The following is a 14202-nucleotide window of genomic DNA, read 5'->3' as shown; positions in this document are numbered from 1 at the left end:
CGGGCCGGCTCCTGGGGGTCAGCCCTTGACGCAGACGAGCTGCTTCAGTTTTGCCACGACCTCGACCAGGTCGCGCTGCTGGTCGATGACCTGCTCGATGGGCTTGTAGGCGGCGGGGATCTCGTCGACGACGCCGGAGTCCTTGCGGCACTCGACGCCGCGGGTCTGGTCCTCGAGGTCGCGGGTGGTGAAGCGGCGCTTGGCGGCGTTGCGGCTCATGCGGCGGCCGGCGCCGTGGGAGGCGGAGTTGAAGGCGGCGGTGTTGCCGAGGCCGCGGACGATGTAGGAACCGGTGCCCATGGAGCCGGGGATGATGCCGTAGTCGCCGCTGCCCGCGCGGATGGCGCCCTTGCGGGTGACCAGGAGGTCCATGCCGTCGTAGCGCTCCTCCGAGACGTAGTTGTGGTGGCAGGAGATGACGGAGTCGAAGGTCGGCTTCGCCTTCTTGAACTCCTTGCGGACGACGTCCTGGAACAGCGCCATCATGAGGGCGCGGTTCCACTTGGCGTATTCCTGGGCCCAGAAGAGGTCGTTGCGGTAGGCGGCCATCTGGGGGGTGTCGGAGATGAAGACGGCGAGGTCGCGGTCGACCAGGCCCTGGTTGTGGGGCAGCTTCTGGGCCTCGCCGATGTGGTGCTCGGCGAGCTCCTTGCCGATGTTGCGCGAGCCGGAGTGCAGCATCAGCCAGACGGCGCCGGACTCGTCGAGGCAGAACTCGATGAAGTGGTTGCCCGAGCCGAGGGTGCCGAGCTGCTTGGTCGCCCGCTCCTCGCGGAACTTCACGGACTGCGCGAGTCCGTCGAAGCGCTGCCAGAAGTCGGTCCAGCCGCCGGTGGGCAGGGCGTGGACGGCGTCGGGGCCGATCGGGGAGTCGTGCATGCCGCGGCCGACCGGGATGGCCTCCTCGATCTTGGAGCGCAGCCGCGAGAGGTCGCCCGGGAGGTCGTTGGCGGTGAGCGAGGTCTTGACCGCGCTCATGCCGCAGCCGATGTCGACACCGACGGCCGCCGGGCAGACGGCGCCGTGCATGGCGATGACCGAGCCGACGGTGGCGCCCTTGCCGTAGTGCACGTCCGGCATGACGGCGAGGCCCTTGATCCACGGCAGGGAGGAGACATTGCGCAGTTGCTGCATCGCACCGTCCTCCACCGTGGACGGATCCGTCCACATGCGGATCGGTACGCGGATACCCGGCACCTCGGTGTACGACATGACAATCCCCCAGTAACGCCAGAAATAGGATGCTCCGCCCGATAGCACTACCCCAGCGGGCGGTTTCGGTGAAGCTTGCGGTAGACATTGTGTCCAGGACTCGCTCACACGCGCCAAAGGTTTACGTCGCGGCAGACACCAGGAAAGGGGCTCGCCCAGTGCGGTCCACGCGAAGACTGCCGGTCGCCCTCGGGGCGGCCGTGCTGGCGGTCGCCGTCCTGGGGGCGTGCTCCGGGGGCGGGCGGTCGGGCGGCTCGGCCAGCGACGGCAAGGCGGTGCCGATCGGCGGTGGCAGTACGGTCTCGCCCGCTCCGCCGGGGAAGTACCAGACGCTGCCCGAACCGTGCACGGCCGTCGACCCCGACATGCTGAAGACGCTGGTCCCGGCCGCGAAGGACCTCTCGGGCACCGAGGCGCTGACGTACGACACGGACCGCCGCGTCGGCTGCTCGTGGACCGGGCGTACGGCGGCCGGTACGTCCGACACGCTGACGATCGACATGGAGCGGGTGGTCTCGTACGACCCCGCGGTCAGCGCCGAGGTGCAGGCCGGTGCGGACTTCGACAACCAGGCCGGGTTGGCGTCCATCCCGCCGGACGCCGGCTCCAGCCCGACCACGACCCCGACGCCCACCGGCACCCCGACGACGACCGGCGACGCCGCGGGCGGCGCGAGTACGGACGGCACCGGGTCCGGCGGCAGCAGCCCCGACCTCGCGCCGCGCCGCCTGCCGGACGTGGGGAACGCCGCGTTCATCGACGACGTGCTCAAGACCCACTCCCCCGCCGCCCCCCGGCGCGACGTGACGCTGATGTTCCGCACCGCGAACGTCCTGGTGCGGATCACGTACTCCGAGACCTCACCGCGCGGCGGCAAGCAGCCCTCCAGCGCCGACATGCAGCAGGGCGCGCAGCAGGTGGCGGACCAGCTGGAGCGCAAGGTCGAGCACTAGGGCGAGCTCCAGGTCGAGCACCAGGGAGCGCCGAGGGGGCCGCCGGCGCGGTCCGGCGGCCCCGGTACGCGTACGTCGCTACGCCAGCGCCGCCGCCTTGCGCAGCAGCACCGCCCGCTCGCGGACGTTCTGGCACAGCCGCGCGGCCAGCTCCAGCTCCGCGCGAGCCTCGTTGACGCGGCCGAGGCGGCGCAGGAGTTCGCCGCGCACGCTCGGCAGCAGGTAGGAGCCCGCGAGACGATCGGACGCGATCAGATCGTCCACAAGGGCCAGCGCCCGCAGCGGCCCGCTCGCCATCGCCACCGCGACCGCCCGGTTCAGCTCGACGATCGGTGACGGGGCCACCCGGCCCAGCGCCTCGTAGAGCAGGACCACCCGCTCCCAGTCGGTCTCCGCCACCGACGCCGCCGAGGCGTGGCAGGCCGCGATCGCCGCCTGGAGCCCGTACGGTCCCAGTCCCCGCCCGACGGCGGAGGCGCGGGCGAGGGCGGCCAGGCCGCGGCGGATCGCGGACCGGTCCCACAGCCGCCGGTCCTGGTCCTCCAGCAGCACCGCCTCGCCGTCCGCGCCGGTACGCGCCGGGAAGCGCGCGGCCGTCAGCTCGAAGAGGGCCAGCAGTCCGTGCACCTCCGGCTCGTCGGGCAGCAGCGCGGCCAGCATCCGGGCCAGCCGGATCGCCTCGTAGGCGAGGTCGGGCCGGAGCAGGTCGTCGCCCGCGGTGGCGGTCGAGCCCTCGGTGAAGATCACGTAGAGCACGCTCAGCACACCGCCGAGCCGCTCGCGCCGCTGCTCGTACGGCGGCAGCTCGAACGGCACCCCCGCCGCGCCGATCGTCTTCTTCGCCCGGGTGATCCGGGCCTGGACGGTCGGGACCGACACCAGGAACGCGCGGGCGATCTGCTCGCTGGACAGGCCGCCGACCGCGCGCAGCGTCAGGGCGACGCGCGCCTCCGGCGAGAGCACCGGATGGCAGGCCACGAACATCAGCGCCAGGATGTCGTCCTCCACCCGGTCGGGATCCCAGGGCAGGTCGCCGGACCGGTCGTCGGGGGGCGCGGCGCCCGACAGCGCCTCGCCCTCGGCCAGTTGCCCGGCGAGCAGGGCGTAGCGCTCGTCGAGCGCGGAACGGCGGCGGAAGCTGTCGATGGCGCGCCGCCGGGCGGTCGCCAGCAGCCACGCCACCGGGTTCGCCGGGGCGCCCTCGCGCGCCCAGGCCACCAGCGCCTCCGCCACCGCCTCCTGCGCGACGTCCTCGGCGAGGGCGAAGTCGCGGGTGTAGCGGGCGAGCGCGGCCACGATCCGCGCCGACTCGATCCGCCACACGGCATCAACGGCCCGCCGCGCACCTTCGGCGTCCCCCAGGGTCGGGCCGCCGACAGACTCGGCGCCCGGCTCGGCATCGCGCCGCCCACCGGCCCCCTCGGCGTCCGGCGGGCCGCCGGCGGGAGCGCTGTCCCGCGGCGGCCCGCCCGCAGACTCGGTCATCGGATACGGCCGGTGGTCCGTATCAGGCCTGGCCGGTCCGCTCGCGCCACGCCCGCTCCTTGACGACCCACTCGTTGTCCTGCGGGAACTCGTCGATGGTCGGCACCCGCCGGACCTCGACCTTCGTCCCGGGGAACGCGGGGAGCCGCTTGGCCCACTCCACGGCCTCCTCCTTCGAGGCCACGTCCAGCAGGTAGAAGCCGCCGAACAGCTCCTTCGTCTCGCCGTACGGGCCGTCGGTGACGACCGGCGTCTCCCCGCTGAAGTCGACCACGACGGTCTGGGCCGGGTCGTCCAGGCCCTCGGCGGCGACGAGCACGCCCGCCCGGATCAGCTCCTCGTTGAAGCGACCCATCGTCTCGAGGATCTCCTCGAACGGCGTCTCCATCATCTTGCCCATGGTCTCGTCCGTGCCTCGCATGATCAGCATGTACTTCGGCATCGTCGCTCTCTCCTCACTACGGGGGGCCGCTCCTCGACCCTCTCACCCCAAGGTCGAACGGCGCAGCGGCGAATCGACACGCCCCCGGAACGTTTTCCCGGCGGGCGGACGCCGAGGTCCGCGCCCGGCTGCCGCGCGAGACGTTCGTCTCAAGGATGGGGGCCCGCGCCGGGCCGCGATCGCGCGCGGGATCCCAGGCCAGGGCGCTCCCGGCGGCGCCGGGCGGGGCCGGGGCGCGGCCCCGAGCGCATCGCGGGCTGTCACGGTCAGGCCCTAGGGTGGGTGGCCGATCGGACCCGTAGCGATGCGCTGACCGCGCGAGAGTGAGCGAAGGAACCATGGAACGACGCCGCACCGCCCCGCGACTCGCCCTGCTGCTCGCCGCGACCGCCGTCCCCGCGATGGCGCTCGCCGGCTGCTCCTCCAGCTCAGGGTCGAGCTCCGACAGCGGGTCGAAGGGGTCGACGTCCTCCCCGGCCGGCTCCTCGAAGTCGGCGGCGCCCGCTCCCGTCAAGTACGCCAAGCTCCCCGACGCCTGCAAGTCGGCGACGCAGTCGACCGTGGCGGCGCTGGTGCCGAAGGCGAAGCGGGCCGCGGGCACCCCGGAGACCTCCGACGACGCCAACGCCCGCAGCACCTGCTCGTGGACGGGCAACGGCGCCGACGGCTTCCAGTACCGCTGGCTGTCGGTCACCCTGCAGCGCTTCGACTCCTCCGCCGCGCTGGGCTCGGGCGAGGACCAGGCGCGCAGCCGCTACGTCAGCCAGGTCACCACCCTCGGCCACGCGCCGGGCGCCACCGCCACACCGCTGACCGGCTACGGCGACCAGGCCACGTCGGTGGGCGGCAAGGCGACCGTCGCGAAGATCACCACGCAGAACGACACGCTGCTGGCGCGCTCCGGCAACGTCGTGGTGATCGTCGAGTACAACGGGGCCGGTTTCGAGGGCAAGAAGAACCCCACCGCGCAGACCGTGCAGAGCGGCGCGGAACGGGCGGCGAAGGACGCGCTCGCGGCGGTCGTTGCGGCGAACGGATAACAACTACCGCGCCGCCCGCCCGGTATTCGTGCGTTTGTACGTCAACCCGGTGGGTCCGCGCTTGACCCATATGGCAGTCTGACCCCGCTGGAACAGGCGCTGGGACAGGCCCTGGTCGCCGAGTTGGCAGGAGGGGTCGCGGGTGGCCGCGATACGTTTGACCCGGACTCACCGTGTGCTGATCGGCGTGGTCGTCACCGGTGCGGTGGTCATCGCCGGGATCGGCTTCGCCGGTTCGTACGCGGCGGTGCGCACGCTCGCCCTGCACAAGGGCTTCGGATGGTTCGCGAACGTCTTCCCGATCGGCGTGGACGCGGGCATCGTCGTCCTGCTGGCGCTGGACCTGCTGCTGACGTGGCTGCGTATCCCGTTCCCGCTGCTGCGGCAGACCGCGTGGCTGCTCACCGCCGCCACCATCGCCTTCAACGGCGCCGCCGCCTGGCCGGACGCGCTCGGCGTCGGGATGCACGCGATCATCCCCGTGCTGTTCGTGGTCTCCGTCGAGGCCGCCCGGCACGCGATCGGGCGGATCGCGGACATCACCGCCGACAAGCACATGGAGTCGGTCCGCATCACCCGCTGGCTGCTCGCGCCATTCCCCACCTTCCGCCTGTGGCGCCGCATGAAGCTGTGGGAGCTGCGGTCCTACGAGGAGGTCATCCGCCGCGAGCAGGACCGTCTCGTCTACCGCGCCCGGCTGCGTGCCCGTTACGGCGTCGCGTGGCGCCGCAAGGCGCCGGTCGAGGCGATCATGCCGCTGCGGCTGGCCAAGTACGGGGTGCCGCTGGCCGACACCGCGGAGGCGGGGCTCGAAGCGGCCGGGATCGAGATCCAGCGGGCAAGCGCCAAGGAACTGCCCGCCGCCCCGGCACCGGCCAGGGAGCAGGCCCCCGCGCCCGCGCCCACCCAGGAATCGGGCGGCCAGGAGCACCAACAGGCCCGCGAACAGCAGCAGTACGCGCAGTACGGCCCGTACGAGCAGCAACAGCGCGACCAGTACGAGCAGTTCGGCCCGTACGAGGTCGCGTACGACGTGCCCGGCGCCCACGACAGCCCCTGGTTCCAGGCCCAACTGCGGGCCCAGCAGGCGCAGCAGGCCCAGCAGGCGTACCAGCAGCAGCAGTTCGAACAACAGCAGTACGAGCAGCAGCAGTACGAGCAGCAGGCCCAGCAGCAGGCCCCGCAGGTGATGGTCCCGTCAGGCCCGAACCGCTCCCGCCCCCTCGGCGGCGCGGGGATCTTCACGCCCGCCAACGGCGCAAACGGCCGCCCCTTCCCCGGCCAGCGCACCGAAGCCGCCCGCCAGGAGCCCGAGTTCACCCCGGAACCGGAGCCGGAACCCGAACCCGCGCCCGAGCCGGAGCCGGAGCCGGAACCCGAGTCCGAGTACATCTCCGGCCTCGAACTCCCCGACGGCATCCCGCCCGCCGAGGCGTACTTCGCCGCCTACCGCCGCTACGTCCGCGAGCACGGCATCTTCCCCAACGCCCGCCAGTTCGCCCGCTACCTGGCCAACATCTACGCGGGCACCCCGCCCGAGGAGCGCGACCTCATCCGTCCGCTGCGCGACCTGCGCTACCGCTACCAGTCCGAATCGGACACCGAGTACATCCCGTAACCCCGTCTTCCGCACCCAGGTGTCGATTTCGGCCCGCCCCGTTCGTTTCGTTCACGGGGAGGGTCGCCCGCACCGGGCGGCCCCGGCGATGAGGAGGCGGGTGTGATGGGCGGTACGGAGATCGGGACGCTGCTGAGCGGGCTGGCGTACGGGGAGTCGCCGCGGTGGCACGACGGGCGGCTGTGGCTGGCGAACTGGGGGACGGGCGAGGTCGTCGCGGTCGACGACGCGGGCAAGAGCGAGGTGGTGGCGCGGGTGCCGTCCACGACGCTGCCGTACTCGATCGACTGGCTGCCGGACGGGCGGCTGCTGATCGTGTCGGGGCCCGACGGGCTGCTGCTGCGGCAGGAGCCGGACGGCGCGCTGGTGACGCACGCCGACCTCAGCGCAGTGGACCGCGGGTTCAACGAGATCGTCGTCGACGGACGCGGCAACGTCTTCGTCAACGGCGGCGGCTTCGACCTGATGGCCGGGGAGCCGTTCGCGCCCGGCGGCGTCGTGGTGGTCACACCGGGCGGCGAGGTGCGGAAGGTGGCCGACGGCATCGCCTTCGGCAACGGGATGGCGGTGACCGCCGACGACTCCACCCTGATCGTGGCCGAGAGCTACGGCCACCGGCTCACCGCGTTCGACATCGCGGCCGACGGCGGGCTGTCCGGCCGCCGGGTGTGGGCCGACCTCGGCGACGGCGTCCCCGACGGCATCTGCCTCGATGCCGACGGGGCTGTCTGGTACGCGGACGTGCCCAACCGCCGCTGCGTGCGGGTCCGCGAGGGCGGCGAGGTGCTGCGGACCGTCGACCTCGACCGCGGCTGCTTCGCCTGCGCGCTCGGCGGCCCCGACGGCCGCACCCTGTTCGTGCTCGCCGCGGAGTGGCGCGGCCCCGAGCACATGTTCGGCGGCGACCGCACCGGTGTGGTGTTCACCACCCGCGCCCCGTCCGCCGCCGCGGGCCGCCCGTGAGCGGCCCGCGACCGACGCCGTCTCAGCCCTCGGCGCCCAGCAGCGCCCGCACCCGCTGCTGGCCGACGGCGAGCAGCAGGGTGGGCAGCCGGGGGCCGGTGTCACGGCTGACGAGGAGTTCGTAGAGCAGCGCGAAGAAGGCGCGCTGGGCGACCTTCAGCTCCGGGGTCGGCTTGGCGTCCGGCTCCAGACCGGCCTGCACCTTGGGGACCGCGTAGACGAGCGTGGTGAGCCCGTCCAGCGACCAGTGCGAGTCCAGGCCGTCCACGAGCAGCTTCAGCCCGGCCCGCTCGGACTCCCCGAGCGCGGCCAGCCGCTCCGCGTCGGGCGCCGCGCGCACCACGGTGCGCTGCTCGGGCGCGACCTGGGTGGTGATCCAGTTCTCCGCCCGGTCCAGCCGCGGCCGCGCCTCGTCCAGCGAGGTGAGCGGATCGGCCGGGTCCAGCTCCGACAGGATGCGCAGCGTCTGGTCCTCGGCGCCCGCCGTGATGTCCGCGACGGAGGCGAGGGTGCGGTACGGCAGCGGGCGCGCGGTACGCGGCAGCTCACCGGCCGCGGTACGGGCGGCACGGCCGTGCGCGGCCACGTCGGCCGGCAGCGCGGTGCCGTCGGCGACCTTCCGCTCCAGCGCGTCCCACTCGTCGTACAGCCGCTGGATCTCCTGGTCGAAGGCGATCTTGAACGACTGGTTCGGCCGCCGCCTGGCGTACAGCCAGCGCAGGATCTGCGGCTCCATGATCTTCAGCGCGTCCGCGGGGACCGGCACACCGCCCTTGGAGGACGACATCTTCGCCATGCCGGAGATCCCGACGAAGGCGTACATCGGCCCGATCGGCTGCACACCGCCGAAGATCGGCCCGACGATCTCCCCGCCGACCTGGAACGACGACCCCGGCGAGGAGTGGTCGACACCGCTGGGCTCGAAGATCACACCCTCGAACGCCCAGCGCATCGGCCAGTCGACCTTCCACACCAGCTTGCCGCGGTTGAACTCGCTGAGCAGTACCGTCTCGCCGTGCCCGCAGGCACAGGTGTACGTCAGCTCGGTGGTCTCGTCGTCGTACGACGTGACCGTGGTGAGGTCCTTGCCGCAGGCCGCGCAGTACGGCTTGTACGGGTAGTAGTCGGCGCCCGCGCTGCCGTCGTCCTCCGCCGCCGCGCCCGAGCCCTCGGCGGCCTCCAGCTCGGCCTCGTCGACCGGCTTCTGCGACGCCTTCTGGCCCTGCTTGGCCGGGGCCTTCTTGGTGCGGTACTGGCCGAGGATCGCGTCGATGTCACCGCGGTGCCGCATGGCGTGCAGGATCTGCTCGCGGTAGGTGCCCGCCAGATACTGCTCGGTCTGGCTGATGCCGTCGTACTCGACGCCCATCTCGGCGAGCGACTGCGACATCTGCGCCTTGAAGTGCTCGGCCCAGTTCGGGTACGCCGACCCGGCGGGAGCGGGCACCGAGGTCAGCGGCTTGCCGATGTGCTCGGCCCACGACGGGTCGATGCCGGGCACGCCGTTGGGCACCTTGCGGTACCGGTCGAAGTCGTCCCAGGAGATCAGGTGCCGCACCTCGTGGCCGCGGCGGCGGATCTCGTCGGCGACCAGGTGCGGGGTCATGACCTCGCGCAGGTTGCCCAGGTGGATGGGGCCCGAGGGGCTCAGCCCGGACGCGACGACGACGGGTTTCCCGGGTGCGCGGCGCTCCGACTCGGCGATGACGTCGTCCGCGAAACGGGAGACCCAGTCGGCCTCGGTGCTCTGAGCCACGATCCTCTTCTTTCCTGGGGGTGTACCTGGGGGGTGTCGCCGGGGTGCTGCCGGAGTGTTCCCGGCGCCCGGCCCCGGCCGGTGCTCCCGGCCGGCGCACAGCGCTGTGGCACACACGATAATGCGCCAACAGCGCAGTAACCGCATGGGAGAATGGTCCCGACCCACCCCTACCAACGAAACGGCACCCACCCCATGGCCTCGGTCACTTCCCTTGCCGCCTCGATCCAGCAGCGTGTGTCGGCCGCCCTCGCGGCAGCCGTCCCGTCGGCCGACGGTGCCGACCCGCTGCTGCGACGTAGCGACCGGGCGGACTTCCAGGCCAACGGCGTGCTGGGCCTCGCCAAGCGGAACAAGGCGAACCCGCGGGAGCTGGCGGCCACCGTCGCCGCCGCACTGCCCGTGGACGACCTGATCGCCGAGATCGAGGTGTCGGGCCCCGGCTTCCTCAACATCTCCGTCGCCGACACCGCGATCACCGCCAACCTGGCGGCCCGCGCCGCCGACGACCGGCTCGGCGTGCCGCCGGCCGCGCGGCCGGGCACCACGGTCATCGACTACGCCCAGCCGAACGTGGCGAAGGAGATGCACGTCGGCCACCTGCGGTCGTCCGTGATCGGTGACGCGCTGGCGAAGATCCTGGAGTTCGGCGGCGAGAAGGTCGTACGGCGGCACCACATCGGCGACTGGGGCACCCAGTTCGGCATGCTCGTGGAGTATCTGCTGGAGCACCCGCACGAGCTGGACCACACCGAGTCCGCCAGGGACGACGCCGGTGAGGCGTCGATGTCGCGGCTGGACCGGATCTACAAGTCCGCCCGCGCCCTCTTCGACAGCGACGAGGTGTTCAAGGACCGGGCGCGGCGCCGGGTGGTCGACCTCCAGGCGGGCGACCCGGAGACGCTGGCGCTGTGGCAGCGGTTCGTGGACGAGTCGAAGATCTACTTCTACTCCGTCTACGACAAGCTCGACATGGAGATCGCGGACGAGGACATCGTCGGCGAGTCCGGCTACAACGACATGCTCGTGGAGACCTGCGACCTGCTGGAGAAGGCGGGCGTCGCGGTGGAGTCCAACGGGGCGCTGTGCGTCTTCTTCGACGACATCAAGGGCAAGGACGGCGAACCCGTCCCGCTGATCGTCCGCAAGGCCGACGGCGGCTTCGGCTACGCGGCCACCGACCTGTCGGCGGTCCGCGACCGCACCGGCAACCTGCACGCCGACACGCTGCTGTACGTGGTGGACGCCCGGCAGGCGCTGCACTTCCGGATGGTCTTCGAGACCGCCCGGCGGGCGGGCTGGCTGACCGACGAGGTGACGGCCAAGCACATCCCGTTCGGCACCGTGCTGGGCAAGGACGGCAAGCCGTTCAAGACCCGGGGCGGCGAGACCGTACGCCTGGAGGACCTGCTCGTCGAGGCGATCGAGCGGGCGACCGCGGTCGTCCGGGAGAAGGGCGAGGGCCAGGGCCTCACCGACGAGGAGATCGAGGCGCGCGGCAGCGAGGTCGGCATCGGCGCGGTGAAGTACGCCGACCTGTCCACCTCGCTCGGCCGGGACTACATCTTCGACCTCGACCGGATGGTCTCCCTCAACGGCGACACGAGCGTGTACATCCAGTACGCCTTCGCCCGTATCCAGTCGATCATCCGGCGCTCCGGCGACGCCCGGCCGGTGGCCCACCCCGAGCTGCCGCTGGCCCCCGCCGAGCGGGCGCTGGGCCTGCTGCTCGACGAGTTCGGGGCGGTCCTCGACTCCACCGTGGAGACCTACGAGCCGCACAAGCTGGCCGCGTATCTCTTCCAGGTGGCGTCGGCCTTCGCGACCTTCTACGAGCAGTGCAAGGTGCTGGACGACGCCAACGCCCCCGAGGTCGTCGAGAACCGCCTCTTCCTCTGCGACGTCACCGCCCGGACCCTGCGGCAGGGCCTCACCCTGCTGGGCATCCGCACCCCCGAGCGGCTCTGAGCCGTAGCCGAACCCGTACGGATCGGCGAACACGCAGGTCAAGAGCGCCAGGGTCGCCCGCGGCCCTGGCGCGGCCTATCGTGAGACTACCCACGACGCGGTAGCGATTCAGGCGGCGGCACGTGAACGATTCGGAGATCGACTTCGCGGCGGTCTTCCAGGCCCTCCCCGGCGCGGTGGCGCTGTTCACCCCGCGACTGGAGTACCTGCACGTCAACGCCGCGTATCTACGGCTGTCGGGCCGGCGAACCGACCAGCTCGTCGGCCACTACGTCTTCGACGTCTTCCCCGACAACCCGCGCAACGGCGACACCTCCGGCGTGGACGACCTCAGGGCGTCGCTGAACCGCGTGCTGGACACCGGCGAGCGCGACAGCATGGCGCTCAACCGCTACGACGTGCAGCCGGTCGACCGCCCCGGCGTGTTCGAGGAGCGGTACTGGAGCACCGTCAACACCCCCGTGCACGACGCCGAAGGCAAACTCACGATGATCGTGCACCGGGTGGAAGAGGTCACCGAACTGGTGAAGGCGCGCGCCCGCGCCGACAACAGCAACGACTCCGACCAGACCCGCGTCCTCGAAGCCGACCTCTACACCCGCTCCCGCGAGCTGCAGGAACTCAACGAGCGGCTGCGGCAGGCACACGCCCGGGAGCGCGAGGTGGCACTCGCCCTCCAGGCGGCACTGCTGCCCACCCTCTACGGGGGCGCCCACCGCGCGGCCGTACGGTACGAGCCCGCCGTCGGGGCGCTGCACGTGTGCGGCGACTGGTACGACCTGGTGGACCTGCCGGACGGCAACATGGCGGTCGCCGTCGGGGACGTCGTCGGGCACGGGCTGCGGGCGGCGTGCGTCATGGGCCAGCTGCGCAGCGCGCTGAGCGCCGCCAGCCGGGTCGCCGAGGGCCCCGCGCAGGCCCTGGAGGCACTGGGGCTGTACTCGCGCTCGATCGACGGCGCAGAGTCCACCACCGCGGTCATGGCCCTCATCGACTGGTCCACCCTGACCCTCACCTACAGCAGCGCCGGCCACCCGCCGCCCGCGCTGCTGTCCGCGGACGGCACCGTACGGTTCCTGGAGGACGCCACCGATCCGCCGCTGGGCGCCCGGCCCGAGCACCTGCCCAGGATCGAGGCCAGCACAGCCTTCGACGTGGGCTCCACGCTGGTGCTGTACACCGACGGGCTGATCGAGCGCCGCCGCGAGGACATCGACACCGGTCTCGCCCGCCTCGCGGACTCCCTGGTCCGCCACCAGGGCGCCGACCCGGAGAAGCTGGCCGACGCGCTGCTGGCCGAGCTGCTCCAGGACGGCGGCGACTCCGACGACACCGCCCTGGTCATCCTGCGGCTGTGACCCGACGCCCACGCGCTGTCAGACCCTGGCTCTAGAGTCGGGCCCATGGCGATGCTTCCGAACCCCCTCCCGAAACTGGCGGCCGACCCGACCGGCCGGACGCTCGGCCTCGCACTCCCCCCGGGCGCGCTCATCGACGCGACCGCGGACGGCCCGTGGCTGGAGCCACTGCTCTGGTACGCGGACGAGCCGGCCGCCTCCGACACCTGGTCGCGGCTGCTGCCCGCGCGGGCGGCCGCGGGGCTGCACCCGGTGCTCATCGAGGCGGGGGTGGAGTACAAGGGCCTGGAGCACTGGGAGCTGGCGCCCGGAATGATGTCCTACCCCGGCGGTCACGACGCCGAGGAGGTGCTCGCCGAGCTGTGGGAGGAGTGCGCCGACGAGGAGTGGCCGGGCCTGGCCCCGGCGGCGGCCGCCTTCGAGACCGACCCGGACACCCGGGCCGCCGAGGTGACCAGGTCGCTGGTGGAGAGCGGCGGTCTGCGCCATGCGCGCGCCGCCCTGGTGCACGCCCGCCGCAGCGCGGACATCCCCGCCTCCATCGGCTGGTGCGGCCCCCTCAACCACGAGAACGACGTGGCGGTGCTGTGCGCGGTGCTGCGCTCCTGGGAGGACCGCTTCGGCATACGCGTGGTGGCGCTCACCTTCGACCAGCTCACGCTGTCGGTCGCCGCCCCGCCCCGCACTCTGGAGGACGCCGAGGCGATCGCCGCGGAGCACTACGCCTTCTGCCCGGACAACATCGACCAGGGCCACCACAAGACGCTGTCCGCGTACGCCGAGCACGAGGTCCTCGACCGCGAGGCCTGGCACTTCTGGTGGGACTGACGGCGCTGCCGCCCGACCGGTGGGTCAGGGGACGACGATGACCGGAGTGCCGATCGCGGTGGCGTTCCAGAGCGCGTCGCCGTCCTTGCGGTGCGTCCTGACCGCGCCGGTCCGCAGTGTCGCGCCGTCGGGGGGCAGCTTGTCGTCCAGCTGCGCGGAGAAGGCGATCCATGTCTCGGCGGTGAAGGAGAAGAAGACCACGTGCTCGACGTTGGCGCCGTCGCTGCCGACGCTGGTCGCCTTGCGGCCCGACACATGGTGCAGGCCCACCTTCGGTGCGACCGTGCCGGGGTGCACCACGAAGGTGTCGACGGGCTTGCCGGTCGTCGGGACGATCCACACCCGCTTCTGACTCAGCGAGTACACCACGCGCTTGCCGGTGCCCGAGGTGCCCGGCACGGCGGGCGGGGGCGGCGGGGTGTGCGGGTGGGACGCGGTCGGGTGCGGGCTCGCCACCGCCCGCGGGGTCTGCGGAGTCTGGCCGCTCGCCTGTATCGCCAGGAACGACACGGCCACCAACGCCGCCGCCGTCAGCCCGGACACGGCGGCCCAGGACGGTATGCCACGAGCCATGTGACG

Annotated in this window: 12 protein-coding genes; 7 read left to right on the top strand and 5 right to left on the bottom strand. The window is 72.3% G+C overall.

Translation table 11 applies throughout. From position 1 onward, the window contains the following. Positions 1 to 18 precede the first annotated feature (18 nt). Positions 19 to 1212, bottom strand: a complete 1194-nt coding sequence (locus AB0M29_RS35655) for an RtcB family protein (RefSeq protein WP_365390576.1) — start codon at positions 1210 to 1212, stop codon at positions 19 to 21. A gap of 158 nt (positions 1213 to 1370) precedes the next feature. Between AB0M29_RS35655 and AB0M29_RS35650 the strand changes: the two genes are divergently transcribed. After that, positions 1371 to 2165, top strand: coding sequence for a hypothetical protein (locus tag AB0M29_RS35650; protein ID WP_365390574.1), 795 nt, complete (start codon positions 1371 to 1373; stop codon positions 2163 to 2165). A gap of 78 nt (positions 2166 to 2243) precedes the next feature. On the opposite strand, the gene AB0M29_RS35645 is transcribed toward AB0M29_RS35650, so the two are convergent. After that, positions 2244 to 3650: a sigma-70 family RNA polymerase sigma factor gene (locus tag AB0M29_RS35645; RefSeq protein ID WP_365390571.1), complete on the bottom strand. Its 1407-nt coding sequence runs from the start codon at positions 3648 to 3650 to the stop codon at positions 2244 to 2246. A 22-nt stretch (positions 3651 to 3672) separates the two neighbouring features. Next, positions 3673 to 4092, bottom strand: a complete 420-nt coding sequence (locus AB0M29_RS35640) for a YciI family protein (protein WP_365390569.1) — start codon at positions 4090 to 4092, stop codon at positions 3673 to 3675. Between the two features lie 338 nt (positions 4093 to 4430). Here AB0M29_RS35640 and AB0M29_RS35635 point away from each other — a divergent pair, with 338 nt between their 5' ends. The 3 genes from AB0M29_RS35635 to AB0M29_RS35625 all read left to right on the top strand — a co-directional run bounded on the left by AB0M29_RS35635 (position 4431) and on the right by AB0M29_RS35625 (position 7713). After that, positions 4431 to 5132 (top strand): DUF3558 domain-containing protein, encoded by a 702-nt coding sequence (locus AB0M29_RS35635; protein WP_365390568.1) that lies wholly within the window; start codon positions 4431 to 4433, stop codon positions 5130 to 5132. Between the two features lie 142 nt (positions 5133 to 5274). Further along, positions 5275 to 6750 (top strand): DUF2637 domain-containing protein, encoded by a 1476-nt coding sequence (locus tag AB0M29_RS35630; protein WP_365390566.1) that lies wholly within the window; start codon positions 5275 to 5277, stop codon positions 6748 to 6750. 105 nt (positions 6751 to 6855) lie between these two features. Next, positions 6856 to 7713, top strand: a complete 858-nt coding sequence (locus AB0M29_RS35625) for an SMP-30/gluconolactonase/LRE family protein (RefSeq protein WP_365390565.1) — start codon at positions 6856 to 6858, stop codon at positions 7711 to 7713. A 22-nt stretch (positions 7714 to 7735) separates the two neighbouring features. Here the strand turns inward: AB0M29_RS35625 and lysS are convergent, their stop codons facing one another. Further along, the gene (gene lysS / locus AB0M29_RS35620; RefSeq protein ID WP_365390563.1) at positions 7736 to 9469 is read right to left on the bottom strand and encodes a lysine--tRNA ligase; all 1734 of its coding nucleotides are present in this window, start codon (positions 9467 to 9469) and stop codon (positions 7736 to 7738) included. A gap of 195 nt (positions 9470 to 9664) precedes the next feature. On the opposite strand from lysS, the gene argS reads away from it, so the two are divergent. The 3 genes from argS (at position 9665) to AB0M29_RS35605 (ending at position 13623) form a co-directional block, all read left to right on the top strand. After that, the gene (gene argS, locus AB0M29_RS35615) at positions 9665 to 11437 is read left to right on the top strand and encodes an arginine--tRNA ligase (RefSeq protein ID WP_365390560.1); all 1773 of its coding nucleotides are present in this window, start codon (positions 9665 to 9667) and stop codon (positions 11435 to 11437) included. A gap of 122 nt (positions 11438 to 11559) precedes the next feature. Then, positions 11560 to 12795 (top strand): SpoIIE family protein phosphatase, encoded by a 1236-nt coding sequence (locus tag AB0M29_RS35610; RefSeq protein ID WP_365390558.1) that lies wholly within the window; start codon positions 11560 to 11562, stop codon positions 12793 to 12795. Positions 12796 to 12840: 45 nt separating this feature from the next. Then, complete coding sequence (locus AB0M29_RS35605) at positions 12841 to 13623, top strand: DUF4253 domain-containing protein (protein WP_365390557.1); 783 nt, start codon at positions 12841 to 12843, stop codon at positions 13621 to 13623. Between the two features lie 24 nt (positions 13624 to 13647). On the opposite strand, the gene AB0M29_RS35600 is transcribed toward AB0M29_RS35605, so the two are convergent. After that, positions 13648 to 14196, bottom strand: a complete 549-nt coding sequence (locus AB0M29_RS35600) for a hypothetical protein (protein WP_365390555.1) — start codon at positions 14194 to 14196, stop codon at positions 13648 to 13650. Positions 14197 to 14202 lie beyond the last annotated feature (6 nt).

This window comes from Streptomyces sp. NPDC051976, assembly GCF_040680795.1.
In the GTDB taxonomy this organism is placed as follows: Bacteria; Actinomycetota; Actinomycetes; order Streptomycetales; family Streptomycetaceae; genus Actinacidiphila.
The sequence above is the reverse complement of the archived record's forward strand: the minus strand, read 5'-3'. Positions and strand labels throughout refer to the sequence as shown.

What these genes read in the sequence shown, in the direction of transcription:
- AB0M29_RS35655 (WP_365390576.1), bottom strand. Translation starts at nt 1,212, where the DNA reads ATGTCGTACACCGAGGTGCCGGGTATCCGCGTACCGATCCGCATGTGG.
- AB0M29_RS35645 (WP_365390571.1), bottom strand. Translation starts at nt 3,650, where the DNA reads ATGACCGAGTCTGCGGGCGGGCCGCCGCGGGACAGCGCTCCCGCCGGC.
- AB0M29_RS35640 (WP_365390569.1), bottom strand. Translation starts at nt 4,092, where the DNA reads ATGCCGAAGTACATGCTGATCATGCGAGGCACGGACGAGACCATGGGC.
- AB0M29_RS35635 (WP_365390568.1), top strand. Translation starts at nt 4,431, where the DNA reads ATGGAACGACGCCGCACCGCCCCGCGACTCGCCCTGCTGCTCGCCGCG.
- AB0M29_RS35625 (WP_365390565.1), top strand. Translation starts at nt 6,856, where the DNA reads ATGGGCGGTACGGAGATCGGGACGCTGCTGAGCGGGCTGGCGTACGGG.
- argS (WP_365390560.1), top strand. Translation starts at nt 9,665, where the DNA reads ATGGCCTCGGTCACTTCCCTTGCCGCCTCGATCCAGCAGCGTGTGTCG.
- AB0M29_RS35605 (WP_365390557.1), top strand. Translation starts at nt 12,841, where the DNA reads ATGGCGATGCTTCCGAACCCCCTCCCGAAACTGGCGGCCGACCCGACC.
- AB0M29_RS35600 (WP_365390555.1), bottom strand. Translation starts at nt 14,196, where the DNA reads ATGGCTCGTGGCATACCGTCCTGGGCCGCCGTGTCCGGGCTGACGGCG.